Source organism: Streptomyces sp. NPDC096311, from assembly GCF_044763085.1.
Taxonomy (GTDB): Bacteria; Actinomycetota; Actinomycetes; order Streptomycetales; family Streptomycetaceae; genus Streptomyces.
The window spans coordinates 258733-283436 of the sequence record NZ_JBIWFN010000002.1 but is presented as its reverse complement, the minus strand read 5'-3'; the positions used below and the strand labels follow the sequence as shown (position 1 = coordinate 283436).

At 71.8% G+C, this 24704-nt stretch carries 21 protein-coding genes, 1 pseudogene and 1 riboswitch; of the genes and pseudogenes, 10 read left to right on the top strand and 12 right to left on the bottom strand.

Annotation, left to right across the window (positions count from 1 at the left end; all coding sequences use genetic code 11):
* Nucleotides 1-16: 16 nt before the first annotated feature.
* Entirely contained in the window at nucleotides 17-676 is a 660-nt protein-coding gene (locus tag ACIRA5_RS05875) for an SCO2322 family protein (RefSeq protein ID WP_403687690.1), read from the bottom strand.
* Nucleotides 673-1914: a prenyltransferase/squalene oxidase repeat-containing protein gene (locus ACIRA5_RS05870; protein ID WP_403687687.1), complete on the bottom strand. Its 1242-nt coding sequence runs from the start codon at nucleotides 1912-1914 to the stop codon at nucleotides 673-675. The genes ACIRA5_RS05875 and ACIRA5_RS05870 overlap by 4 nt, the downstream gene beginning before the upstream one ends.
* Nucleotides 1915-2429: 515 nt before the next feature.
* Here ACIRA5_RS05870 and ACIRA5_RS05865 point away from each other — a divergent pair.
* Complete coding sequence (locus tag ACIRA5_RS05865; RefSeq protein ID WP_403687685.1) at nucleotides 2430-3596, top strand: M48 family metallopeptidase; 1167 nt, start codon at nucleotides 2430-2432, stop codon at nucleotides 3594-3596.
* Between the two features lie 12 nt (nucleotides 3597-3608).
* On the opposite strand, the gene ACIRA5_RS05860 is transcribed toward ACIRA5_RS05865, so the two are convergent.
* Complete coding sequence (locus ACIRA5_RS05860; protein ID WP_403687683.1) at nucleotides 3609-4637, bottom strand: PP2C family protein-serine/threonine phosphatase; 1029 nt, start codon at nucleotides 4635-4637, stop codon at nucleotides 3609-3611.
* A gap of 259 nt (nucleotides 4638-4896) precedes the next feature.
* Between ACIRA5_RS05860 and ACIRA5_RS05855 the strand changes: the two genes are divergently transcribed.
* Complete coding sequence (locus ACIRA5_RS05855) at nucleotides 4897-6990, top strand: ATP-binding protein (protein ID WP_403687681.1); 2094 nt, start codon at nucleotides 4897-4899, stop codon at nucleotides 6988-6990.
* Here ACIRA5_RS05855 and ACIRA5_RS05850 read toward each other — a convergent pair.
* Nucleotides 6969-7176: pseudogene (locus tag ACIRA5_RS05850) on the bottom strand (hypothetical protein). The gene ACIRA5_RS05855 and the pseudogene ACIRA5_RS05850 sit on opposite strands and share 22 nt — an antisense overlap.
* 41 nt (nucleotides 7177-7217) lie before the next feature.
* Nucleotides 7218-8255: an MBL fold metallo-hydrolase gene (locus ACIRA5_RS05845; RefSeq protein WP_403687678.1), complete on the bottom strand. Its 1038-nt coding sequence runs from the start codon at nucleotides 8253-8255 to the stop codon at nucleotides 7218-7220.
* Between the two features lie 193 nt (nucleotides 8256-8448).
* Between ACIRA5_RS05845 and ACIRA5_RS05840 the strand changes: the two genes are divergently transcribed.
* Nucleotides 8449-9906, top strand: a complete 1458-nt coding sequence (locus ACIRA5_RS05840; RefSeq protein WP_403687676.1) for an aldehyde dehydrogenase — start codon at nucleotides 8449-8451, stop codon at nucleotides 9904-9906.
* A 2-nt stretch (nucleotides 9907-9908) separates the two neighbouring features.
* The gene (locus ACIRA5_RS05835) at nucleotides 9909-10142 is read left to right on the top strand and encodes a ferredoxin (protein WP_054230941.1); all 234 of its coding nucleotides are present in this window, start codon (nucleotides 9909-9911) and stop codon (nucleotides 10140-10142) included.
* An 80-nt stretch (nucleotides 10143-10222) separates the two neighbouring features.
* A riboswitch (TPP riboswitch) is annotated at nucleotides 10223-10398 on the top strand.
* Between the two features lie 42 nt (nucleotides 10399-10440).
* Here the strand turns inward: ACIRA5_RS05835 and ACIRA5_RS05830 are convergent.
* A complete protein-coding gene (locus ACIRA5_RS05830; protein ID WP_095854951.1) occupies nucleotides 10441-11085 on the bottom strand; it encodes a TetR family transcriptional regulator in 645 nt (214 codons plus the stop codon).
* A 250-nt stretch (nucleotides 11086-11335) separates the two neighbouring features.
* Between ACIRA5_RS05830 and ACIRA5_RS05825 the strand changes: the two genes are divergently transcribed.
* From ACIRA5_RS05825 to ACIRA5_RS05815, 3 genes are read left to right on the top strand one after another with little or no spacing between them, the layout of a single operon-like run.
* Nucleotides 11336-12937: a glycosyltransferase family 4 protein gene (locus ACIRA5_RS05825; protein ID WP_403687673.1), complete on the top strand. Its 1602-nt coding sequence runs from the start codon at nucleotides 11336-11338 to the stop codon at nucleotides 12935-12937.
* Nucleotides 12931-13677, top strand: a complete 747-nt coding sequence (locus tag ACIRA5_RS05820; protein ID WP_403687670.1) for a class I SAM-dependent methyltransferase — start codon at nucleotides 12931-12933, stop codon at nucleotides 13675-13677. The genes ACIRA5_RS05825 and ACIRA5_RS05820 overlap by 7 nt, the downstream gene beginning before the upstream one ends.
* Nucleotides 13674-14741, top strand: a complete 1068-nt coding sequence (locus tag ACIRA5_RS05815) for a prenyltransferase (RefSeq protein WP_403687668.1) — start codon at nucleotides 13674-13676, stop codon at nucleotides 14739-14741. The genes ACIRA5_RS05820 and ACIRA5_RS05815 overlap by 4 nt, the downstream gene beginning before the upstream one ends.
* 79 nt (nucleotides 14742-14820) lie before the next feature.
* Here ACIRA5_RS05815 and ACIRA5_RS05810 read toward each other — a convergent pair whose 3' ends face one another.
* On the bottom strand, nucleotides 14821-15114 hold the full coding sequence (locus ACIRA5_RS05810) for a hypothetical protein (RefSeq protein ID WP_352045653.1): 294 nt from the start codon (nucleotides 15112-15114) through the stop codon (nucleotides 14821-14823).
* Nucleotides 15115-15270: 156 nt separating this feature from the next.
* Between ACIRA5_RS05810 and ACIRA5_RS05805 the strand changes: the two genes are divergently transcribed.
* Nucleotides 15271-15834, top strand: coding sequence for a hypothetical protein (locus ACIRA5_RS05805; protein WP_403687665.1), 564 nt, complete (start codon nucleotides 15271-15273; stop codon nucleotides 15832-15834).
* Between the two features lie 54 nt (nucleotides 15835-15888).
* Here the strand turns inward: ACIRA5_RS05805 and ACIRA5_RS05800 are convergent, their stop codons facing one another.
* The 5 genes from ACIRA5_RS05800 to ACIRA5_RS05780 form a co-directional block, all read right to left on the bottom strand.
* On the bottom strand, nucleotides 15889-16899 hold the full coding sequence (locus ACIRA5_RS05800) for an LLM class F420-dependent oxidoreductase (protein WP_403687663.1): 1011 nt from the start codon (nucleotides 16897-16899) through the stop codon (nucleotides 15889-15891).
* A 127-nt stretch (nucleotides 16900-17026) separates the two neighbouring features.
* Complete coding sequence (locus tag ACIRA5_RS05795; protein ID WP_403687660.1) at nucleotides 17027-17845, bottom strand: DUF5336 domain-containing protein; 819 nt, start codon at nucleotides 17843-17845, stop codon at nucleotides 17027-17029.
* Between the two features lie 176 nt (nucleotides 17846-18021).
* Nucleotides 18022-19023, bottom strand: coding sequence for an N-acetylmuramoyl-L-alanine amidase (locus ACIRA5_RS05790; protein WP_403687657.1), 1002 nt, complete (start codon nucleotides 19021-19023; stop codon nucleotides 18022-18024).
* Between the two features lie 22 nt (nucleotides 19024-19045).
* Entirely contained in the window at nucleotides 19046-19696 is a 651-nt protein-coding gene (locus tag ACIRA5_RS05785; RefSeq protein ID WP_403688594.1) for a class I SAM-dependent methyltransferase, read from the bottom strand.
* A 183-nt stretch (nucleotides 19697-19879) separates the two neighbouring features.
* A complete protein-coding gene (locus ACIRA5_RS05780) occupies nucleotides 19880-21625 on the bottom strand; it encodes an MFS transporter (RefSeq protein ID WP_403687655.1) in 1746 nt (581 codons plus the stop codon).
* 211 nt (nucleotides 21626-21836) lie between these two features.
* Between ACIRA5_RS05780 and ACIRA5_RS05775 the strand changes: the two genes are divergently transcribed.
* A complete protein-coding gene (locus ACIRA5_RS05775) occupies nucleotides 21837-23030 on the top strand; it encodes a lipid-transfer protein (RefSeq protein WP_403687653.1) in 1194 nt (397 codons plus the stop codon).
* 174 nt (nucleotides 23031-23204) lie between these two features.
* Entirely contained in the window at nucleotides 23205-24632 is a 1428-nt protein-coding gene (locus ACIRA5_RS05770) for an MFS transporter (RefSeq protein WP_403687651.1), read from the top strand.
* Nucleotides 24633-24704: the final 72 nt, after the last annotated feature.

The window sequence follows — 24704 nt, the reverse complement described above, 5'->3', positions numbered from 1 at the left end:
TCGTCGGTCGCCGTGCTCAGGGCCGGCGGCGGCGGGTCTGCCAGACCGCCGCCCCGCCGAGCGCGGCGACCGCGACGACTCCCGCGAGCAGGCCGAGTGACGGGCCGTGCCGGTCCGGCGCGGACTCGGCGTCGGTGTTGGCCTTCTTGGTGGCGGAAGGCGTGGTGCGTGACGTCGTGACCTGGTCGCCGCAGCCCTTACCCGGGTAGCCCGCGATGGCGCACAGGAGGGCGTTGGTGTCGTAGCGGAGGGGCTTGGCGACCGTCGCGAGCGCCTCGGCCGTGGTCGCGTCGGCGGGGACGCGGGCGCAGACCGTCCGCGGTGCGGGCGGCGTCTCGCCGCCCGGGGCGTCCGCGGTCGTGCCGGAGTCGATGACGAGGGCCACCCGCTTGTGGCCCGCCTGGGCGGGCGTCTTCGCGCAGATGGACGCGAAGTCGGCGTGGCCGCGCGGCTTGGAGGCGTCCTGCGAGTCCGCGCTCACCGCGAAACGGAACCCCTGTACGTCGCCGTCGGACGGTCGCGCGGTCGACGGGCCCTGCGTCGCGTACGTCCACTTCCCGCCGGTCAGGTCCCAGAACGACCAGTAGCGGTAGCCGACGGCTCGGGCCTGTCCCGCGCCGCCGAGTATGAGCAGGAGCAGGGACAGGACCAGTGCGCACGTCCGACGGCGGCTCACGGCTGCTGCTTCTTGTTGCGGGCGCTGATCAGGAAGCCGATGCCGATGCCGCCGACGAGACCGACGCCGATGATCCACCAGACGCTGACGCCGCCGTCGTCCTTCTTCTTCGCGGTGTCCGCGGCGGACGCGGACGCGGAGGCCGTGGGCTCGGCCGGGAGGGACGCGGGTGCGGGGCCGGTGGCGTTGAGCTGCTTGACGAGGTCCTGGCCGCCGAAGTCGCGCGGGTCGAACGTCGCCGCGTCGGCGGCGAGGACGAGCTGCGCGTACGCGGCGGGTCCGGCCTGCTCGGCCCACTGCGCGGAGTGGGTCTCCAGCCAGCGCATCGTGTCGGCCGCCTTGTCGCCGTGCCCGGCGGTCGCGAGCGCGACGACCGCGTCCGCCGTGTTGCCGTAGTCGGGCTGGTTCTTGGCGCCGGGCATCACCGACGTGAGGTGCTGGTCCTTGGTGAGCGCCTTGACGAGGTACGCGGCACCGTTCTGGGCCGCCTTCTCGGGGCTGTCGGCGGCCTTGCAGGAGAGGGGGTCGGCCACGGGCTTCAGGGGCTCACCGGCGAGGCCCTTGCCCAGGGCTGCGGCCACGGCCGCCGCCGTCGCGTCCGCGTTGGCCGCGAGCTTGCCCTTCTTGTCCGGCTGGTAGGCGAACGCGCCCCCGTCGGCCCCGCCGCACGGGATCGACAGCTTCACGAGGGCGTCGTACGGCGACTTGCCGTCCTTGGAGACGTCCGCCGGCTTGGTGCCCACCGCCGCCAGCGCCCCGATCACCACGGACGTGGAGTTCGCGTCGCTCGCGCCGCCCGCCGTGTAGCCCCAGCCGCCGTCCTTGTTCTGCACTGACTTCAGCCATGCGACGGCCTTGCCCGTCTCGCCGCCGTGGCCGCCGAGCGCGGCGAGGGCCTGCACGGCCGCCGAGGTGCTGTTGGTGTCGACCATCGTCTTGGCGTCGCACTTCGCCGACGCGTCGGCGCGGTACGCCGCGAACGCCCCGTTCGCGCACTGCTGCCCGGTCAGCCAGTCGACGGCCTTCGCCGCGGGCTTCACGCCGACGGTGTGCTGGGCGAGCAGCGCGAGGGACTGCCGCCAGACACCGTCGTAGGTGGGGTCGGAGGTGCCGTAGAGGCCGGAGGGTATCGCCGGGGCGGGCGAAGGCGAGGCGCCCTCGGCCACGGCGGCCGGGGCCAGGGCCGTACCGATCACTACGGTGGCGGCCAGTACCGCGGCGCTGCGGCGAACAATCATGACTCTCCCTGCGGAAGCCGGGCAGCACCGGGCGCAGGCTTGGCCCCGAGCGGCTCCGACCCCGTATCCCTCGACGGTGCCGGCCACCGGCAGGCTGCCGGTGGCACGAGCCGGTCACGTCCCGGACGAGGCGATCCGGCTCGCCACGCTTGTGGGTGGCTCACGATTGGGGCCTCCCCTGCTCAAGCGCAGTCGAGAGCTTGGGGAAGGGTCAGCGCCGGAATTGCACCGGCTTCTCCGCGTACGGGTGTGATGACGACCTGCTTACTGTACCGGCCCGTAGGAATCGCCTGAGGAGTGGCTGTGAGCGCCCCCTCGCGGGCCTATGCTGCGCTCGCGATGTGCTCTGTTCGAACACGTCGAAATTCGCCGGTCCCGGGGGGGACCTGGAGTCCAGGGGGGACACGAAGATGCGCGGCACCGTGGACGAGAGGGCTCAGTCGTGCCCGGAATGCAGCACTGAGGTGCGCACCGACCCGCGGTTCACGGCGTGGTGTGCGGCCTGCGGATGGAACGTGGATCCCGGCGAGCCGGAAGAGAGACCGGGGCGGCTGGAGGGACTGCGGCGGTCGCTGGCCCGGCAGCACGGGGAGGCACTGCTGGCCGAGGTGTCGACCGACGGCGCGCCGCGTCCGCGCCGCGATACGGCCGGCGTCCTGGCGTACGCCGTCGCGCTGGCCATCCACGGTGCCACGATCGCCCTGCTCGGCACGGGCATCCTGCTGGTGACACTCGGCTGGGGCACCGCTCTGCCGGTGGTCGGAGTGATCCTCCTCCTGCTGGCCTGGCTCCTTCGGCCCCGCTTCGGACGGCTGCCGGACGACGCGCCTGTGCTGCTCCGGGCCGAGGCGCCCCAACTGTTCGCCCTGGTCGATGAGATCGCCTCCGTCGTCGGTACGTCCGGGGTCCACGCCATCGCCCTGACGACCGACGTCAACGCGAGCGTGACCACCTACGGAGTGCGCCGACGCCGCCTGCTGACCATCGGGCTCGGGCTCTGGGAGATCACCACCCCGCAACAGCGGATCGCGCTGCTCGGACACGAACTCGGTCACTACGCCAACGGGGACGCCCGGCACGGACTGATCATCGCCAACGCGCTCCAGTCCCTCGCCACGTGGCGCTATCTGATGCGCCCGATCTCTCACCCCACCGTCCCCGAGATGGCGCTCAACGTGGTCTATCTGCTGCCCTACGGTGCCGCCCAGGGCCTGCTGATGCTGCTCGACCAGCTGACGATGCGCGCGAAACAACGCGCCGAGTACCTGGCCGACGCCGCCGCGGCCCGGGCCGGTTCCACCGAAGCCGCCGTGGCACTCATGGACCGCCTCCTCGTGACCGACTCGGCGGAGAGCCTGCTGCTGCGCATGTCCAACGCCGGCCAGGTGATCCGGACCCAGGACGCGGAGCGTCGCGAGCCGTGGCGCGATCTGTGGGACCAACTGGCCGCTCACGTGGACTCGATCCCCGCGCACGAGTACGAGCGCCAGCGCCGCGCCGGAGTCCTGCGCGGACACAGCGTCGACTCGACCCACCCACCGACCCACCTGCGCCGGGCCTGCCTGGTCGCCAGGCCCGCCGTGGCCGCCGCGGTGGTCGCGGACGACGAGCGACGGCATGCGCTCGACGCCGAGCTGGCCCCGGCCCGAGCCCGCCTCGCACGCCAGGTACTCGCCCGGTAGGAGATGCGTCGGTCACGGCACCGGTGCCGGAACCGTTGTCTCCGTGGGCTGGCACAGGACCAGGGCGAGATCGTCGGCGAGAGCGGTGCCGGTGTGGGCGAGCAGGCGGGCGTGCAGGGCTCGCAGGGCCTCGTCGGGGAGCGCCTCGCGCAGGGCGAGCGCCGCCTCGCCGAGGAGGGGGAAGGGGGCGCCCTGCGCGTCGCGGGCCTCGGTGAGGCCGTCGGTGTAGAGGAGCAGCCGGTCGCCGGGCTGGAGCCGTACGCGGTACTGGCGCGGATCGGGACCGAGGCCCAACGGCGGGGTGGGGACGAGGGGTTCGAGGAGTTCGATGCGGTGGCCGGAGCGCAGCGGGGGCGGATGGCCGCAGTTGACGAGCCGCACCTCGCCGGGCGCGAACTCGGCGAGCACCGCGGTGACGAAGTCCTCGGGGCCCAGTCCGGGCGTGAGGAGGGCGTCGAGTTCGGCGGTGAGGGTCGTCAGGTCGGGTGCGGCGTGGGCGAGTTCACGGAAGGCCGTGAGGGTGTCGGCGGCCAGCCGCAGCCCCTCGACGCCGTGGCCGCGTACGTCGCCGACGAGGACCCGCAGGCCGTACGGCGTCACCGCGACGTCGTACAGGTCGCCGCCGACGGCCGATTCGTGCGAGACGCTGTGGTACCGGGTACAGACCCGGGTGCCGTCGAAGGTACGGGAGATGGGCCGCAGGACCGCCGTCTGGGTGACCCGGGCCACCTCGCGGGCCCGCGCCAGCCGGTCGTGGAGGCGGTCGCGCTGCCGGGCCGCGTACACGGTGAGCGCGCAGCCGACGAGGAGTCCGCCCCAGCGGACGCCGAAGCCGGCGCTCGGCACCGCGCCGTCGCCGATCCCCATGGCCAGGCCCAGGACCGCCGACCAGCAGCACACCAGCACGGTGTGCCGGACGCCGAGCCGGGCGCAGGCCAGCAGCGGGCCGATGAGCAGCAGGGCGATGAGCGGCGGTACCCGGTCGAAGAGCAGATCCGGGACGGCGATCAGCAGACAGGTGACGAGCGGCGCGAGCAGCATCCGGTGTTCCCGCCGCTCCGGCCGATCCCACTGTTCTTGATGTCCTTGGTCGTGTTGGCGTTCTCGTCGATCTCGCTGCCCCTGCTCCCTCGTGCCCATCACCCGACGATCTCCGAACAGAGACCGCCGCATGCTCACCCACAGGGAGTTGATCGCATCTCGTCGAAAGGTGCCCGCAACTGTCGTGGTGCCGACGCCTTTCTGTCCGAGTTCCCGGACAGTCGCCGGAGCCGGTCATGATCCGTCCAGACTGGTCGCTGTGTCCGACGAAACGACCGAGCCGACGCATCCGACCGGCGGCGGCCCCGGCAATCTCCCGCCCGAGACGCACAGCTTCGTCGGACGGCGGGAGGAACTCCACTGGCTGGAGACGGAGTTGGGCCCCTCGGTGGGCATGCACCGGCTCCTGAGCGTCGTCGGCGTCGGCGGGGTCGGCAAGACCCGGCTCGCCCTGCGCGCCCTGGGCCGGGTCCAGGAGGCCTACCCCGACGGCGTCTGGCTGGTGGAACTCTCCCCCCTGCACACCGCGGGCCTGGTCGGCCTCGCCGTCGTGGAGGCGCTGCGGCTCACCGACCAGTCCACCGGCCCCGTCACCGAGGTGGTGGCCGAATGGGCCGAGGGTAAACGGCTGCTGCTCGTGCTCGACTCCTGCGAACACGTCCTCGCGGACTGCGCCGCACTCGTCGAGACCCTGCTGCCCGCCCTCCCCGGCCTGCGTGTCCTCGTCACCAGCCGCGAACCGCTCGGACTGCCCGGCGAACTCGTACTGCCCCTGGACCCGCTGCCGGTCGCCGACGAAGCGGTCACCCTGTTCGCCGACCGCGCCGCCATCACCGGGTTCACCCTCGACGACACCAACCGCCCCACCGTGGAGGCCGTCTGCCGCCGCCTCGACGGCATCCCGCTCGCCCTCGAACTCGCCGCCGCCCGCCTCTGCCAACTGTCCCTGGCCCAGCTCCACGGCAAGCTCGGCGAACGCCTGCCGTCCCGGCTCGACCTGCTCAGCGCCCCGCGTGACGGCGCCGGACCGCCACGCCACCAGACACTGCGCACGGCGATCGGCTGGAGCCACGAACTGTGCGCACCGCTGGAGCGGCTGCTGTGGGCCCGGCTCTCGGTGTTCGCGGGCGGCTTCTGCCTGGGCGCCGCCGAGGAGGTCTGCGCCGGCGGCCCGCTGCCCGCCGGACGGATCGCCGCACTGCTGGCCCGGCTCGTCGAGCAGTCCATCGTGCAGCGCCACCGCACCGACCCGGCCCGCTTCCGACTCCTCGACACCGTCCGGGAGTTCGGCGCCGACTGGCTGCGCGCCCTCGGCGAGGAACACGCCGTACGGCTGCGCCACCGCGACCACTTCCGGCGGCTGGTCCGCCAGGGATGGACCGAGTGGAACACCGGACGGCAGGTCGCCTGGTGCGAACGCACCCTCACCGAACACGCCAACCTGCGCGCCGCGATGGACTGCGCGCTCACCGACCCCGACCGCCGGATCGCCCTGGGGATGGCGGCCGACCTCGGCTTCCTGTGGCGGCACTGCGGGTCTCTGCGCGACGCCCAGCACTGTCTGGACCTCGCGCTCGCCGCCGACCCGCCGCCCGGACCCGACCGCACCCGCGCCCTGTGGGCACGCGGCGCGGTGGCGCTGCTCCAGGGCGACCTGGAGGTCGCGGCGGACTGGGCGGAGCGCTGCACGGACGCGGCGGACACCCAGGCCGACCCGGTGGCCGTGGTGGCCGCCGCGTATCTCACCGGGGGCCAGCTGGCGCTGAGCGGACGGCTGGGCGAGGCGATCGACGTACTGTCCGCCACGCCCCGACTGCCCATCAGACAGGACGGGTTCGGGGCCTCCCAGCTCCAGGTCCGGGTGGCGCTGTCCTTCTCGCACCTGCTGCGCGGCGACGACGACGGGGCGCGGACGGTGGCCGAGGAGGTGCGCGAGGCCAGCGTGGAGTGCGGGGAGTCGTGGGCGGGCGCCTTCGCCGACGGCATCGTCGCCCAGACGGACCTGGCCCGCGGCGAGGTCCGCGCCGCCGTCGACAACGCCCGCACCGCGCTCGCCGGGCACGGCCTGCTGCACAACACGGTCGGCGCGGCCATGGCGCTGGACGTCCTGGCCGCCGCGGTCGTCGCGGCCGGCGACGGCCCGCGCGCCGCCCGCCTCCTCGGCATCGGCGAACGCGTCTGGGAACTCACCGGCCGGGCCCAGATGGGCTCGCCCGACCTCCTCGCCACCCGCCGTTCCCACGAACTGCGCATCCGCGCCGAGATCGGCGACCGCGCTTACCGCGCGGCGTACGAGGAGGGGCTCGGGATGCCGTACGAGGAGGGGCTCGACTACGCGGCGGAGGGCCGCTGACGTGGGGTGGGGCCGCCGAAGGGCAGGAACAGGGTGCGGGTCGAGAGCAGCCAGGTCCCGTCGACCCGGCGGAAGGTGGCATCGTCGTCGTAGTGCCCGATGTTCACCGAGGTCGAGACGGTGGACGAAGTCGAGGACGAGACGCTCGCAGGCGCGCTCGGCGAGACGTGCTTCCAGGGGGTCCAAGAGCCGTTGCCATCAGCTCGGTTCCCGCCGTCTCCCACGCACTACAACGCCACGTACGTCACCGGATCGCTCCCTGGCACCGCCTCCGCCCGGCCCAGTTTCACCAGGCGGCGCACATGGGCCTCGGCCTCCGACACCGCGATGTTGCGGGAGGTGAAGGGGATCTGTTCCCAAGGGCGGTTCCACTCCATGCGCTCGGCGAGCTGCCAGGCGGTGAGCGGGGTCGACAGCAGGGCGAGCAGGCCGGTGAGCCGGTCCTCGTGGTGTGCGAGCAGCTCCCGTACGCGGCCGGGCGCGTCGGTGAAGGCGTGCTGGTGGGCCGGGAGTACCTCGGCCGGGTTCAGCCGGCCGACGCGCTCCAGGGCGTCCAGATAGTCGCCGAGGGGATCGGCGATGGTGGCGTCGTCGGGATCCTCGTACAGGCCGATGTGCGGGGTGATCTTCGGGAGCAGGTGGTCGCCGGAGAAGAGGCGGCCGTTGCCGGGGAGAGCGGCCGGGTGCGTCTCCTCCAGGTGGAGGCAGACGTGGCCGGGCGTGTGGCCCGGGGTCCAGATCGCACGCAGGCGGCGGCCCGCCAGGTCGAGGAGCTCGCCGGGGACGATCTCACGGTCCGGGAGCGCGGGGGCGAAGGCGGGCAGGCCGGTGGAGAGCCGGGCCGTGCGGGCCGCGCGCAGCAGGGCCACGTGCTCCTCGGGGGCGCCGGAGGACGCCAGCTTGTCCGCCATGTAGGAGAACCAGCGCTCGGGCCGGTTCTCCCGGGTCCGCCGCACGATCGCGGTGTCCAGCGCGTGCATCGCGATCCATGCCCCGGAGGCCTCCCGCACCTTGCCCGACAGACCGTGGTGGTCGGGGTGGTGGTGGGTGATGACCACGCCGTGCACCTCGGCGACGGAGACGCCGCAGGCGGTGAGCCCGGCGGCGAGGGCGTCCCAGGAGGCCGGGTCGTCCCAGCCGGTGTCGATCAGCACGGGGCCCAGGTCGGTGTCGACGAGATGGACCAGCGTCGTGCCGAGCGGGTTGTCCGGGATGGGGACCCTGATCGACCGTACGCCCCCGCCGTGATCGGTCACCTGCGTCATGGGTTCCCACCAATCGCCGTGTTCTCGCCACTATAACTAGAACCGATTCCATTGGGTGCTCAAACCAACCGTTCTGTGGGCGGTGTGTGCGTCGGTGCGCGCGTCATGGGTCCGGCCCGTGGACTCCGTCGACCGGAGCTGGTATCAGTTCTCATATCTGATGAAGCGTCAGAAACCAGGGAGGCGGTCGGTCATGACCGAGCTCGTGGAGCACGGACAGCTGTTCATAGGCGGGGAGTTGACGGACCCCCTGGGCAAGGACGTCATCGAGGTGATCTCGCCGCACACCGAGGAGGTCATCGGACGCGTCCCGCACGCGTCGACCGAGGACGTGGACCGGGCGGTCGCCGTCGCGCGCCGGGCGTTCGACGAAGGACCCTGGCCCCGGATGAGCCTCGACGAGCGGATCGAGGTCGTCACCCGGATCAAGGACGGGATCGCGGTACGGCACGAGGAGATCGCTCGGGTCATCTCCTCCGAGAACGGCTCCCCGTACTCCTGGAGCGTCCTCGCGCAGGCCCTCGGCGCGATGATGGTGTGGGACGCGGCGCTCACGGTCGCGCGGAACTTCACGTACGAGGAGACACGCGACGGCGTCCTCGGGCGGATCCTCGTGCGGCGCGAGCCGGTGGGCGTGGTCGCGGCCGTGGTGCCGTGGAACGTGCCGCAGTTCGTGGCGGCCGCCAAGCTCGCGCCCGCGCTGCTGACCGGCTGCACGGTCGTACTGAAGCCGTCGCCCGAATCGCCGCTGGACGCCTATCTGCTGGGCGAGATCGCGAAGGAGGCCGGGCTGCCGGAGGGCGTCCTGTCGATCCTGCCCGCCGACCGCGAGGTCAGCGAGTACCTGGTCGGACACCCCGGCATCGACAAGGTCTCCTTCACCGGATCGGTCGCGGCCGGCCGGCGCGTGATGGAGGTCGCCTCGCGCAACCTCACCCGTGTGACGCTGGAGCTGGGCGGGAAGTCGGCGGCGGTGGTCCTGCCGGACGCGGACCTCGCCACCGCCGTCCCCGGGATCGTCTCGGCGGCCTGGATGAACAACGGGCAGGCGTGCGTCGCGCAGACCCGGATCCTGCTGCCGCGCTCGCGCTACGACGAGTTCGCGGACGCCTTCGCCGCGGCGGCGGGCGCGCTGGTCGTCGGGGACCCGCTGGACCCGGCCACCCAGGTCGGTCCGCTGGTCGCCAGGCGCCAGCAGCAGCGCAACCTCGACTACATCCGCATCGGCCAGGAGGAAGGCGCCAAGATCCTCACGGGCGGTGGCCGTCCGCACGGGCTCGACCGGGGCTGGTACGTCGAGCCGACCCTCTTCGGAGACGTCGACAACTCCATGCGGATCGCTCGGGAGGAGATCTTCGGGCCGGTGATCTGCCTCCTCCCGTACGGCGACGAGGAGGAGGCCGTGAAGATCGCCAACGACTCCGACTACGGGCTGAGCGGCAGCGTCTGGACGGCGGACGTCGCGCACGGCATCGACGTCGCGCGGCAGGTCCGTACCGGCACGTACTCCGTGAACACCTTCAGCCTCGACATGCTCGGCCCCTTCGGCGGCTACAAGAACTCGGGGCTGGGGCGGGAGTTCGGGCCCGAAGGGTACGGCGAGTTCCTTGAGCACAAGATGATCCACCTGCCGGCCGGCTGGGAGGCCTGAGGATGGGTGACCGCTGGGGGGTCGAGGTCGACCGCTCCGTCTGCATCGGCTCCGCCCAGTGCGTCCACCGCGCCCCGGAGGCCTTCCGGCTCGACACCGCCATGCAGTCGCATCCGGCCGAGGCGGAGACCGACGCGAACGAGAAGATCCTGGAGGCGGCGGAGAGCTGTCCGGTGGAGGCCATCATGATCACGCTGCTGGGCAGCGGGGAGCCGGTGTTTCCACCGGAGGACTGAGGTGGGGCGCGATGTCGAAAAAAAGTACCTCTTTGGGTGGTTTCATTCGGCTGTAGGCGTTCTATGCTGGTAGTGGCCTACGAGGCGAGTGAGGGAGTTCAACCGGAGTAGCCGACTTTGGCGAGAGGCAGCAACTTCCGCCGGGGCCGACGTCGACGGTCGGGCTGAGAGGCCTGAAGGTAGTAGTCGGACCGGAAGGCGACCTCCATTACCTGATCCGGACCATGCCGGCGAAGGGAACCCGTCTCGTAGGTTTTCACGTGCCTTCGTGCACCGGCCCTTCGTGCACCAAGCATGCCTAGGGCTTCTCGGTCGGCTCCGTCAGGTCGATCAGGCGGCACACCGTCTCGATGTCGATCTTGACCTGGGCGATGGAGGCGCGGCCGGAGAGCCAGGTGATCAGGGCCGAGTGCCAGGTGTGCTCGATGACCCGGACCGCGGAGAGCTGGGCGGGGCTCGGGTCGTCCAGCCCCATCGCGTCCAGGATGATCACCGTGGTCTGCCGGGACACCTGGTCGACCTCGGGGCTCACACTGCGGTCCGCGAAGGTCAGCGCGCGGACCATGGCGTCCGCGAGGTGCGGCTCGCGCTGCAGGGCGCGGAAGGCCCGCATCAGCGTCTCCGCCACCCGCTCCGCCGCCGTGTCCCCGGCCGGCGGCTTCTTGCGGAGGGTGCCGTGCATGTGCTCCAACTGGTCCTGCATGGTGGCGACCAGCAGATGGACCTTCGAGGGGAAGTAGCGGTACAGCGTGCCGAGGGCGACCTGCGAGGACTCTGCGACCTCGCGCATCTGCACGGCGTCGAAGCCGCCCCGGCTGGCCAACTGCGCGCTCGCGTGCAGGATCCGGCGGCGGCGTGCCTCCTGCCGCTCGGTGAGCGGGGGAGAGGCCGGCTGCGCGGCGGGTCGCGCGGACTTGGCTTCCACCTTGACTTCCGCAGGCATGGGTCCCGTTCCGTGGTTCAGCTGGAGGAGCGACGAGACAGCATGGCAGACACTTCCGTGGGTCAGAACACATCCGTCATGTCATCCGCTCCGACGCTTCCGTCGTGGCGCGGATCACCTGATCCACTGCTCACAGAGACGCTACCTGCCGGTAGATTCAGTGCTCCTCGAACGATCAAGTCTGAAACTTGTTCTAGATTAGCGTCCCGGCGTAATCTCGCGGGAAAGTGCAGGGAGAAGGGGGCCGTAAGTGACCGCTGAGGCCATGGAGGCGGGCCCCGGAGCGGGCGCGGCCACCAACGGTGACGGACCGTTGCGCATCGCGCTCCTCACGTACAAGGGGAACCCGTTCTGCGGCGGTCAGGGCGTGTACGTACGGCACCTCTCGCGCGAACTGGCCCGCCTCGGCCACCGGGTCGAGGTCATCGGATCCCAGCCGTACCCCGTGCTGGACGAGAACCTCCCCGAGCTGAGCCACAACCTCACCCTCACGGAACTGCCCAGCCTCGACCTGTACCGCCAGCCGGACCCCTTTCGCACCCCGAAGCGCGAGGAGTTCCGCGACTGGATCGACGCGGTCGAGGTCGGCACGATGTGGACCGGCGGCTTTCCCGAACCCCTGACCTTCTCCCTGCGCGCCCGCCGCCATCTGCGTGCCCGGCGCGGGGACTTCGACGTCGTGCACGACAACCAGACGCTCGGGTACGGGCTGCTGGGCGACGTCGGCGCGCCGCTGGTCACCACCATCCACCACCCCATCACCGTCGACCGCCAGTTGGAGCTCGACGCCGCCGAGGGGCGCAGACGCCGCGCGTCCGTACGCCGCTGGTACGCCTTCACGCGCATGCAGAAGCGTGTCGCGCGCCGTCTGCCGTCCGTGCTCACCGTCTCCGGCAGCTCGCAGCAGGAGATCGTCGACCATCTGGGCGTCGCCCGGGACCGTGTCCACGTCGTGCACATCGGCGCGGACACCGACCTCTTCTCGCCCGATCCGTCCGTGCCGCAGGTGCCGGGCCGGATCGTCACCACGTCCAGCGCGGACGTGCCCCTCAAGGGGCTCATCCACCTCGTCGAGGCCCTCGCCAAGGTGCGCACCGAGCACCCCGGCGCGCATCTCGTCGTCGTGGGCAAGCGTGCCGAGGACGGGCCGGTCGCCCAGGCCATAGAGCGCTACGGCCTCGAGCGCGCCGTCGAGTTCGTCAAGGGCATCTCGGACGCGGAGCTCGTCGACCTCGTACGCTCCGCCGAGGTCGCCTGCGTGCCCTCCCTGTACGAGGGGTTCTCCCTGCCCGCCGCCGAGGCGATGGCCACGGGGACGCCGCTGGTGGCCACCACCGGCGGGGCGATCCCGGAGGTCGCCGGACCCGACGGCGAGACCTGCCTCGCGGTTTCGCCCGGCGACTCCGGGGCGCTGGCCGCCGCGCTGAGCCGGGTGCTGGGCGACCCGGAACTCGGGGCACGGCTCGGCTCCGCCGGGCGCGCGCGGGTACTGGACCGCTTCACCTGGGCCCGCGCCGCCGAGGGCACGGTGGCCCACTACCGCGAGGCCATGGCCCTCTCCCACGCTCGGCTCCGCTCGCGCGGGGGGACCCTCGTCGCGCCGGGTACCGCCCTGACGGGCGCTGCGGCCCCGGACACGCAGGCGTCCGCCGTGGCGGCGGCCTCCGCCCGCGAGGCCGCCACGGCGGACGCCCCCGCCCCGGCAGCCGTCGCCACGGTCGGTGCGGGCGCTGTCTCCACCCCCGGCGCCGGCTCCACCACCGGCCCCGCAGGGACCCCTGGCCCCGTAGATTTCGGCCCGGCGACGGGCGTCACCCCCACCTCCGATCGTGAAAGCAGGGCCACGTGCTGACCGTCGACTTCTCCCGGTTCCCGCTCGCCCCGGGCGACCGCGTACTGGACCTCGGATGCGGTGCCGGCCGGCACGCGTTCGAGTGCTACCGGCGCGGCGCCCAGGTCGTCGCGCTGGACCAGAACGGCGAGGAGATCCGCGAGGTCGCCAAGTGGTTCGCGGCGATGAAGGAGGCGGGCGAGGCCCCGGCCGGCGCCACCGCGACCGCGATGGAGGGCGACGCGCTCGCGCTGCCCTTCCCCGACGCGTCCTTCGACGTCGTGATCATCTCCGAGGTCATGGAGCACATCCCGGACGACAAGGGCGTCCTCGCCGAGATGGTGCGCGTGCTGAAGCCGGGCGGGCGCATAGCGATCACCGTGCCGCGCTACGGACCGGAGAAGGTCTGCTGGACCCTGTCCGACGCGTACCACGAGGTCGAGGGCGGCCACATCCGCATCTACAAGGCGGACGAACTGCTGGGCAAGATGAAGGAGGCCGGGCTCAAGCCGTACGGCACCCATCACGCCCACGCCCTGCACAGCCCCTACTGGTGGCTGAAGTGCGCGTTCGGCGTCGACAACGACAAGGTGCTGCCCGTGCGGGCGTACCACAAGCTGCTGGTCTGGGACATCATGAAGAAGCCCCTGGCCACCCGGGTCGCCGAGAACGCGCTGAACCCGCTGATCGGCAAGAGCTTCGTGGCGTACGCGACCAAGCCCCACCTGCCCCTCGACGCCGCCGCGGTGGACGCTTCGTGACCACGCCCCGGACAGAACACCTCGTCCTGCCCGGGGTCCTCACCGCCGAGGAGGCCGCCGCCACGGTGCGGGCCATCCTCGGGGTGCAGCGACCCGACGGCGCCATACCGTGGTTCCGCGGGCACCACCTCGACCCGTGGGACCACACCGAGGCGGCCATGGCACTGGACGCGGCGGGGGAGCACGAGGCGGCCGAGCGGGCGTACGACTGGCTGGCCCGGCACCAGAACCAGGACGGATCCTGGTACGCGGCCTACGCCGACGGGGACGCGGACGACGTCACCGACCGCGGCCGCGAGACCAACTTCTGCGCCTACATCGCGGTCGGCGTCTGGCACCACTACCTCGCGACCGGCGACGACACCTTCCTCGACCGGATGTGGCCCGCGGTCTACGCGGCCGTGGAGTTCGTGCTGCGCCTCCAGCAGCCCGGCGGGCAGATCGGCTGGAAGCGCGAGGACGACGGCACGGCGGTCGAGGACGGCCTGCTGACCGGGAGTTCGTCCATCCACCACGCGCTGCGCTGCGCGCTCGCCATCGCCGAGCAACGCGAAGAGCCGCAGCCCGACTGGGAGTTGGCGGTCGGCGCGCTGCGGCACGCGATCCGCAGGCACCCCGAGCGGTTCCTCGACAAGGACCGCTACTCGATGGACTGGTACTACCCGGTGCTCGGCGGCGCGTTGACCGGCGCCGAGGCCGAGGCCCGGATAGCGGAGGGCTGGGACCGGTTCGTGGTTCCGGGGCTCGGCGTGCGCTGTGTGGTGCCCAACCCGTGGGTGACCGGCGGTGAGTCGGCCGAACTCGCCCTGGCGCTGTGGGCCGTGGGCGAGTCCGACCGTGCTCTGGAGATCCTCCAGTCCATCCAGCACCTGCGCGACCCGAAGACGGGCCTCTACTGGACGGGCTACGTCTTCGACGCCCGGACGATCTGGCCCGAGGAACTCACCAGCTGGACGGCCGGCTCGCTGCTCCTCGCCGTCGCCGCGCTCGGCGGCGACGAGGCGACCTGCGCGGTCTTCGGCGGCGAGCGCCTGCCGCTGGGCCTCGACGCGGAGTGCTGCTAGGACCTGTCCGGCCCCTGGGCTCAGTCCGGCCCTGGGCCCAGTCCGGCCTGGGGCCTGTCGGCAGCGCTGCGGGGGCGGCTCAGTGGCGGTGCATGCGGTTGGCGATGGCGTGGCCGACGAAGAGGTACACGACGGCGGCCAGGCCGTAACCCGCGACCACGCGAGCCCACGCCCTGTCGAAGGTGAACAGGTCGCGGGACCAGCCGGCCAGCCAACTCGCCACGTTGTGGACGAACTGGACCAGGTCGTTGGCCCGGTTCGCGTCCAGGAGGTACATCAGGATCCACAGGCCGAGGATGACGGCCATCACGTCGGCGACGATCGCGACGACCGTGCCCGCTTGGTTGGAACCGTTGCGATATCGAGGGGACATGACCTCCGGGTTGCCGCGTATCCGCGGATGAAACCCCTGGGGGACGGAACCCGAACGCCTCGCCCGAGTGGCGCAGCGGCCGTGTTCGGGTGAGCCTGCTGGAAGAGCCGTGTCTCCCGGAAACCGGGAGAACCGTTCCCTTCCCGGGAGGACACCGTGCCCGTACCGATACGGCGCCTCGCTGTGGCGCTCACCGTCTGTTGCGCCCTGCTCGCCGGCGCCACGGCCTGCGGCAGTGGCGGCAACGCGACCAAGAACACCGCCGCCGTCGTGGCGGCCGCCACCCCGTCCAGCAGCAGCACCGTGGAGAAACAGAAGCTCTCCAAGACCCGCTTCGTGGCGAACGCGGGCCTGGCCGCCGGAGCCACCTACCAGTGGATCGTGAAGCCCTGGAAGGCCGGCAAGTTCAAGAAGGGCGCCAAGGGCCGCAGGACCGCCCTGATCAAGGCGGCCCTCGCCGGCACGTTCGCGTACAACCGGCTCAAGGCCGCGAAGAGGAACGCCGAGGGCGACCCCACCCTCTCCAAGGCCCTCGCCCCGCTCAGCGCCGGCATCGACTCCCTCAAGAGCCTGCCGTCCAAGCTCCGCAAGGGTGAGTCGACGGACGCGACCGTGGGCTCGTTCGGCGACATCATCAACAAGGTGAAGGACGCGGGCAAGAGCGCGGGCGCCCCGGTCACCGACAAGGTGCCGTCGGCCTCGCAGCTGTCCGGCGGCTGAGCCCGCCCGCCCTACCGTTCCCAGGAGTCGAGCCCGGCGAGGACCGTGCCGCGGCTAGGAGTTGAGCTCGGCGAGGACCCGTAGCGTGTGAGGGTCCGGTGACAGGACCAGCAGGTCCGTCACCGGGCCCTTGCGCCACAACTCCAGCCGCTCGGCGATGCGTTCACGTGGTCCGACGAGGGAGATCTCGTCGGCGAACGCGTCCGGGACGGCGAGCACCGCCTCCTGGCGGTGTCCGGCGAGGAACAGCTCCTGGATGAGCCGGGCCTCCTCCTCGTACCCCATCCGTGCCATCAGATCGGCGTGGAAGTTGCGCGCCGCGTGCCCCATCCCGCCGATGTAGAAGCCGAGCATCGCCTTCACGGGCAGCAGCCCTTCGGCGACGTCGTCGCAGACGCGGACATGGGCCATGGGCGCGACGAGGAAGTCGGCGGGGAGATCGCTCAGCGCCGCCTCGTAGGCCCCTGGGCGGGTCGGCGACCAGTACAGCGGCAGCCAGCCGTCCGCGATCCGGGTCGTCTGCGCGATGTTCTTCGGCCCCTCGGCGCCGAGCAGGATCGGCAGGTCGGCGCGGAGCGGATGCGTGATCGGCTTCAGCGGCTTGCCGAGCCCGGTGCCGTCCTCGCCCCGGTAGGGGTGCTTGTGGAAACGGCCGTCCAGCTCGACGGGCCCTTCGCGCCTGAGGACTTGGCGTACGACGTCGACGTACTCCCGCGTCGCGGTCAGCGGCGACTTCGGGAACGGACGACCGTACCAGCCCTCCACGACCTGTGGCCCCGACAGCCCGAGGCCGAGCATCATGCGCCCGCCCGAGAGGTGGTCGAGGGTGAGCGCGTGCATCGCGGTGGTCGTGGGGGAGCGGGCGGCCATCTGCGCGACGGCCGTGCCGAGCCGGATACGGGTCGTGTGCGCGGCGATCCAGGTCAGCGGGGTGAAGACGTCCGAGCCCCAGGACTCGGCGGTCCACACGGAGTGATAGCCGAGCCGCTCCGCCTCCTGGGCGAGCGGCAGATGGTCCGCGGAGGGGCCGCGCCCCCAGTAGCCGAGTGCGAGGCCGAGCCGCATGAACCCTCCAGATGTCCGGTTCTGACGGGACGTCAGTCACGTGCGGGCCAGCCGACTGTACGGCAACGGCCCCCCGCCCGGAAGGACGAGGGGCCGTAGGAGGCCGTACGGGAGCGGACGCGGCAGATCAGCCGCGCTGGATCCCGGAGGTGTCCTGCAGCACGCCGCGACGGCCGTCCTGCGTCTGCGCCACCAGGTTCGCGCCGCGCTGCTCCACGGCCAGGTACCAGGTACCCGGCGCGAGTTCGGCGATCGGCGCCTGCGAACCGTCCTCCGAGAACAGTGGACGCGGCACCGGTACGGCGAACCAGAACGGCGAGAAGTCACCGGCGGGCGGCTGCGGTTGCGGGGCCGGCGCCTGCTGCGGCTGGCTGGGCTGACCGCCGAACGCCTGCCCCTGCTGCGGCTGACCGCCGAAGGCCTGACCCGGCTGCTGGGCACCGGGATACCCGTAACCCCCGGGCGGCTGGGCGCCGTAGGGCTGGGGCGCGGCGGGCTTGGGAGCGGGGACGAGCGCGGCCTGGAGGGCCGGGACGAGGGGGGTGGCGATGGCGGCGCCGGCCAGGAGCAGGGTGGCGATCAGGCCGAGAATGAGGCCGGAGCCCGAGCTGATGTTCGCGCTGCCGAAGCTGTCGCTGAACGCCCCCAGGGGGTCGACGATGGTCCAGAAGGCGGTCCACGCGGCGAAGACGGACAGCGCTACCCCGACCTGGCCGAGGTCGAGCCCGATGACCTTGCGCGGCTGCGGGAGCGAGCGGGAGACAATGATCAGAGCCGCACCGATGATGCCGCCGACGTACATGCTCATCACGAGGCCCAGGTTGTCCCAGGCATTGGGGGCGTTGCTGCCGGAGCTGTCGTACGTGTGGAGGAACGACGCGATGAACAGCAACACCGCTGCTCCGATCACCACGCCGTCGCCTCGAGTGAGGGAGCGGATATTCACTTCAAGGTCCTTCGGTTCAGTCGTCTCGTCATCGGTGGAGGCGTCGCTGACACCGTGTTGTCGTCGGGCATGGCGCCCTCAGGCCGTGGTGTGAAGCGCGGGGCTGGCCCCTCATCGTAGGGACGACACTATCGCCCGTCCGATCAGGGTGTCCGTCGGGTTCGATCCGCCGATCACTACCCGCGCAGGAAACTCACGATTCCCTCAGAGATCCCACGCGCCGCCTTCTGCCGCCATGCGCCGCTGGTCAGCAACGCGGCGTCCTTGCTATCGCGCATGTTGCCGCACTCGATGAACACCTTCGGAACCGTTGACAGATTGAGACCGCCGAGATCACTGCGGACGTCGAGTCCGGTGCCGCCGCCGATGTAGTTGGAGGGCGCGCTGCCGGTGTCGCGGACGAAGTTGCCCGCGATGCGCTCGCCGAGATCGCGGGAGGGGGCGACGATCGCGCGGGTGTCGGCGCCGCCGGAGTGGACGGACGCGGGGAGGATGACGTGGAAGCCGCGGTTGCCGGCCGCGGAGCCGTCCGCGTGGATGGAGACGACCGCGTCGGCGTGCGCGTCGTTGCCGATGCGGGCCCGCTCGTCGACGCACGGGCCCCAGGAACGGTCGCCGTCCTGGGTGAACTTCACCGTGGCGCCCTCCTGTTGCAGGAGCGTACGCAGCCGGCGGGAGACGTCGAGCGTGAACCGGGCTTCCGTGTAACCCGCGTTGGTCGACGTGCCGGTCGTGTCGCACTCCTTCCGGTTCGTGCCGATGTCCACCTTGCGGTTGATGTCGGCCGAGTGCCGGAAGTTGCCGGGGTTGTGCCCGGGGTCGATGACGACGACCTTGCCCTTGAGGGGTCCCGCGGCGGCGGGCAGGTCCGAGGCCGCGGGAGTGGCGGGGCCGGAGAAGGTCGAGCTCGGCGGCTTCCCGTCGTCCGTCCCGGACGCGCTCGGTGTCCGCGCCGCGGCGGAGGCGGATCCGGGTGCCGCGGAGGAAGCCCCGGCTGTGCCCGAGGAGGTCGTCGACGTGGCGGACGTACTGCCCCCGCCGCCCGAGTCACCCACCGCCTGCCACACCAGCCACCCCACCAGCGCCCCCGGTACCAGCGCGGCGACCGCCAGCGTCATCGGCCCACGCCGGGAGCGACGGGGGTGGGGAGGATCGAAGTCAGGACCTACGTACGACACGTCAGCGACTCTAACCGCGCTCTCAGATCCCCGCTCCCGTTCGCCGCAGGACGCGCAGCGAGTCGGTCGCCGAGACCTCGGTGAACGCGCCGGACTCCAGGGCCCGGAGGTAGACGCGGTAGGGGGCCTGGCCGGTGAACTCGTCGGCCGGGTCGGGGAACACGTCGTGGATGAGGAGGAGGCCGCCCTCGGTGACGTGCGGCGCCCAGCCCTCGTAGTCGCCGCAGGCGTGCTCGTCCGTGTGGCCGCCGTCGATGAAGACGAGACCGAGGGGCGTGCGCCAGAAGGCGGCGATCTGCGGCGAACGGCCGACCATCGCGACCACCTGGTCCTCCAGCCCCGCCTGGTGGAGGGTGCGGCGGAAGGTGGGAAGGGTGTCCATCCGGCCGATCTCGGGGTCGACCGTGGCCGGGTCGTGGTACTCCCACCCGGGCTGCTGCTCCTCGCTGCCCCGGTGGTGGTCGACGGTGATCGCCGTCACCCCGGCCGCGCGCGCCGCGTCCGCGAGCAGGATCGTGGAGCGCCCGCAGTACGTGCCGACCTCGAGCAGGGGCAGTCCGAGCCGGCCCGCCTCGACCGCGGCCTCGTACAGCGCGAGCCCCTCATGGAGCGGCATGAACCCCTTCGCGGCCTCGAAGGCGGCCAGGATCTCCGGCTTGGGTGCCGCGGGCATGGGGTCCTGCATCGGGGGTCCTCCATCGGGTGCGAACGGCGGCGTCGCACGTCTGCCTGTGCCTGTGCGAGTGCGGGTGCGCGTGTACGTGCCTGTGAGCGCCCCATGGTGCACCACACCCCCGCCGCAGCGGCGACGGGGGTGTGGCGCGGTCGGGCCGGGCCCCAGGGCCTGTCGTTCGGATCAGGCCTGGGCCGGCACGGTCTCGCTCGGCAGCGCGAGGTCCAGCTCGACGGGGCGGTCGTCGCCGGAGTGGGTCGCCGAGGAGGCGAGCGGGCCGTGGCCCGGTGCCCTGGCGGCGAGGACGTACGCGCCCTCGGCGGGCACGGCGAGCGTGTAGCTGCCGTCCGCCTCGGAGAGCGTGGCGCCCGCCTGGCGGCCCCGCCGGTCGATCAGGGTGACCTTGGCACGGGCGACCGTGCCGCCGTCGGCGTCCAGCACCCGGCCGCGGAAGCCACGGAGCACCTCGTGGGCGCGCTCCAGGGCCGCGTCCTCCTCGCTGCTCGCGCGCAGCTGCGGCTTGGTCGCCGGGCGCCGGCCCGGCAGCAGCAGGGCGAAGAGCAGACCGATGGCGACCGCGCCGGTGGCGATCAGGAAGGAGACCCGGAAGCCGTGCATGGTGGGGACCTGGAGGCCACCGACGTTGTTCGCGGTGTTGGCGAGGACCATGCCGATGACGGCGCTGGAGACCGAGGTGCCGATCGAGCGCATCAGGGTGTTGAGGCCGTTGGCCGCGCCCGTCTCCGAGGCCGGGACGGAGCCGACGATCAGCGCGGGCAGCGAGGAATAGGCGAGGCCGATGCCCGCGCCCAGGACCACCGAGATCACGATGGTCTGCCAGGCGGCGCTCATCAGACCGAGGCCGGCGCCGTAGCCGATCGCGATGATCAGCATGCCGAGGATCAGGGTGACCTTGGGGCCGTACTTGGCGGAGATCCGGGCGTAGACCGGCGCGGTGAGCATCATCGTCAGGCCGAGCGGCGCCACGCACAGACCCGCGACCACCATCGACTGGCCGAGGCCGTAGCCGGTGGCCTTCGGCAGCTGGAGCAGCTGCGGCAGGACGAGCGAGACGACGTAGAAGGAGACGCCGACCATGATCGAGGCGAGGTTGGTGAAGAGCACCGAGCGGCGGGCGGTGGTGCGCAGGTCGACCAGCGGCGCCTTCACGCGCAGCTCCATCACGCCCCACAGGAGCAGGACGACGGCCGCCGCGGCGAACAGGCCGAGCGTGGTGGCCGAGGTCCAGCCCCAGTCGCTGCCCTTGGTGATCGGCAGCAGGAAGAGGACGAGGCCCGCGGAGAGGCCCGCCGCGCCCAGCCCGTCGAAGGTGCCCTCGGCGCGCATCGGGGACTCCGGTACGGCGACGAGGGTGAGGACGATCGCGACGGCGCCGAGACCGGCGGCGAGGAAGAAGAGGGCGTGCCAGTCGGCGTGCTGCGCGACCAGGGCCGCGACCGGCAGCGCGAGTCCGCCGCCGACGCCGATGGAGGAGCTCATGAGGGCCATCGCCGAGCCGAGCTTCTCGCGGGGCAGCATGTCGCGCATCAGACCGATGCCGAGCGGGATCGCGCCCATGGCGAAGCCCTGCAGGGCGCGGCCGACGATCATCACCAGCAGTGCGCTGGTGAAACCGGCTATGAGCGAGCCGACGACCATCACGGACAGGCTCGCGAGCAGCATCCGCCGCTTGCCGTAGAGGTCACCGAGCCGACCCATGATCGGCGTGGCCACGGCTCCCGCGAGCAGTGTCGAGGTCATCACCCAGGTGGCGTTGCTGGGTGCGGTGCCCAGCAGCTCCGGCAGGTCCTTGATGACCGGAACGAGCAGGGTCTGCATCACCGCGACAACGATGCCCGCGAAGGCCAGTACCGGCACGATCGCGCCGCCGGGCCTCCGGGTGGGCTGGGCGGTCGTCGTGTGCGTCATTGCGTGAGGCCTCCAGGCCAAAAGAGAGAGGGAGGAAGAAGGAGGAGGAGAGCGGTGGGCGATCCGTGCGGGATACGTGCAAGAGGAACCCGGTGCGCCCGGGCAACTATTCCGATGCTTCGGCGTACTAACGAAATCTTGACCTTCCCATGAAGAACTGACCCGGCATCAGACCTGGCGGGTAAGTGAAACGTGTTCTAGTCTGCGCGCCATGAAGGCCTACGTCGCCGGGGTCGGGATGACCAGGTTCGAGAAGCCCGAGACCCGTGATTGGCAGTACTGGGACATGGTGCGGGAGGCGGGGAGTGCCGCGCTCGCGGACGCCGGGATCACCTACACCGAGGTGGAACAGGTTCCTGTCGGCTACTGCTTCCAGCCCTCGACCGCCGGCCAGCGCGCCGCGTACGAACTCGGTCTGACCGGCGTCCCCGTCTACAACGTCAACAACAACTGCGCCACCGGATCGAGCGCGCTGATGCTGGCCCGGCAGTTCGTCGAGGGCGGGGTCGCGGACTGCGTACTCGCGCTGGGCTTCGAGAAGATGAAGCGCGGGGCGCTGGGGGGCGGTGCGGACGGGGGAGACTTCTCGACGTCACCGGTGGCCCGCCACTACGGCGTCATGGCCGCCCGGCACGGCTTCGAGATGTCCCCGCCCACCGCGCAGATCTTCGGCGACGCGGCGCGCGAGCACATGGAGAAGTACGGCACCACCGAGGCACAGCTCGCCGCCGTCGGCGCCAAGAACCACCGCCACTCGGCGAACAACCCCTACGCGCAGTTCCAGGACGTGTACGGGGTCGACGAGATCCTCGCCGCCCGGGTCGTGCACCGGCCGCTGACGAAACTCCAGTGCTCGCCCACCTCGGACGGGGCCGCCGCCGCGGTCGTCGTGTCCGAACGGTTCCTGGAGCGGCACGAGCCGGCGCGCCAGGCCGTGGAGATCGTCGCGCAGGCCATGACCACCGACACCGAGGAGTCCTTCGCGTCCGGCTCCTGTGTCGACGTCGTCGGGCAGCCGATGTCGCGGGAGGCCGCGCGCCAGGTGTACGAGCGGTCGGGACTCGGCATCGACGACGTGGACGTCGTGGAACTGCACGACTGCTTCTCCATCAACGAGCTGCTGACGTACGAGGCGCTCGGGATGTGCGAGGAGGGGGAGTCCGGCAAGCTCGTCGAGTCGGGGGCCACGACGTACGGCGGGCGGTGGGTCGTGAACCCGTCCGGCGGGCTGATCTCCAAGGGGCATCCGCTGGGGGCGACCGGGATCGCCCAAGTAGCCGAACTGGTGTGGCAGTTGAGGGGCGAGGCGGGAGCTCGGCAGGTGCCGGGCGCACGGGTCGGGCTCGCCCACAACATCGGGCTGGGCGGGGCGGCGGTGGTCACGCTGCTCCGGGCGGCGGGCTGATCACCAGGGGGTCCGCTCCAGATTGCCGCGATGTTCGAGGCTGCCGCGATGCCGGGTTCGAGGCAGCCTCGATGCCCGGTACACGGGCGGCCCTAGGACCTGTGGCCCTAGGACCTGTGGCCCAGGGCGAGTGCGGCGAAATCCCGATGCAAGGACCGTAGGGCGGTTGAGAGCATGACACTCATGCTTCGAGCCGCGGAAGACACCCGAATATCAGCCCGCGTCGCGCCGCCCACCTGGCTGGTGGTGGCGCTCGCCTGCGCCGGACAGTTCCTCGTGGTGCTCGACGTGTCCGTCGTGAACGTGGCGCTGCCGTCCATGCGGACCGACCTGGGGCTGAGCGCGCCGGGGCTGCAGTGGGTGGTCAACGCGTACGCGATCGCCTTCGCCGGGTTCATGCTGCTCGGCGGGCGGGCCGGTGATCTGTACGGGCGCAAGCGGATGTTCCTGGTCGGGCTCGCGCTGTTCACGGTGGCCTCGCTCGGCGGCGGGCTCGCCCAGGCGGGCTGGCAGCTGCTGCTCGCGCGGGCCGCGCAGGGGCTCGGAGCGGCGGTGCTCGCGCCCTCGACGCTGACGATCCTCACCTCGGCGGTCCCGGAGGGCGCCGCCCGCGCACGGGCCATCGCGACCTGGACGGCGGTCGGCGCCGGGGGCGGGGCGGTGGGTGGTCTGGTCGGCGGCCTGCTGGTGGACGGGCTGTCATGGCGATGGGTGCTGCTGATCAACGTGCCGGTGGGCGCGGTGGTGCTGGCGGGCGCCGCACGGTGGCTCGTGGAGAGCCGGGCCGGGGACGGGCGGCGGCTCGATCTGCCGGGCGCGCTGCTGGTGACGGCGGGGCTCGCGACCCTCGCGTACGGGATCGTGCAGACCGAGGCGGAGGGGTGGGCGGCGGCCGCGACCCTCGTGCCGTTGTGTGCCGGGATCGCGCTGATCGGCCTGTTCCTCCTGGTCGAGGCGCGGACGCGGGTGCCGCTGATGCCGCTGCGCCTGCTCGGTGTGCGGGCGGTGGCGTCGGCGAACGCGGCCATGTTCGTGTGCGGCTCCGCGATGTTCTGCATGTGGTTCTTCATGACGCTGTATGCGCAGAACGTGCTCGGCTACTCGCCGCTGGGCGCCGGGTTCGCGCTGGTGCCGAGCTCACTGGCGGTGGTCCTCGGCTCGAAGCTCGCGCCGCGGCTCATGCCGGTGGTCGGGGCGCGCAACGTCGCCGTCATCGGGTCGCTGGTCGCGGCGGCGGGCTTCGGCTGGCAGTCGACGATGACGGCCGACGGCTCGTACCTGACGGCGGTCATGTTCCCCGGGATCCTGATGATGGCGGGCGCGGGGCTGGCCGCCACTCCGCTCGCCTCGCTCGCGACCTCCGGCGCGGCGCCGGGAGACGCCGGTCTGGTGTCCGGGCTGGTCAACACCTCCCGCACGATGGGCGGTTCACTCGGACTCGCCGTCATGTCGACCATCGCGGCCTCCCGCACGGGGAGCGGCTCGTCGGCCCAGGCCCTGACGGCGGGGTACGCGCTGGTCTTCCGTACGGGCGGGTACGTACTGCTCGGCGGGGTGGTGCTGATGCTGCTGTGGCTGCCCTCGAGGATCTCCGCTCGCTGAGGCCACCGAAGATCTCCTGCCGTCGAGGCAACGAAATCCGGTCCTCGTGGACTCCTTTGTACATCTAGGAGG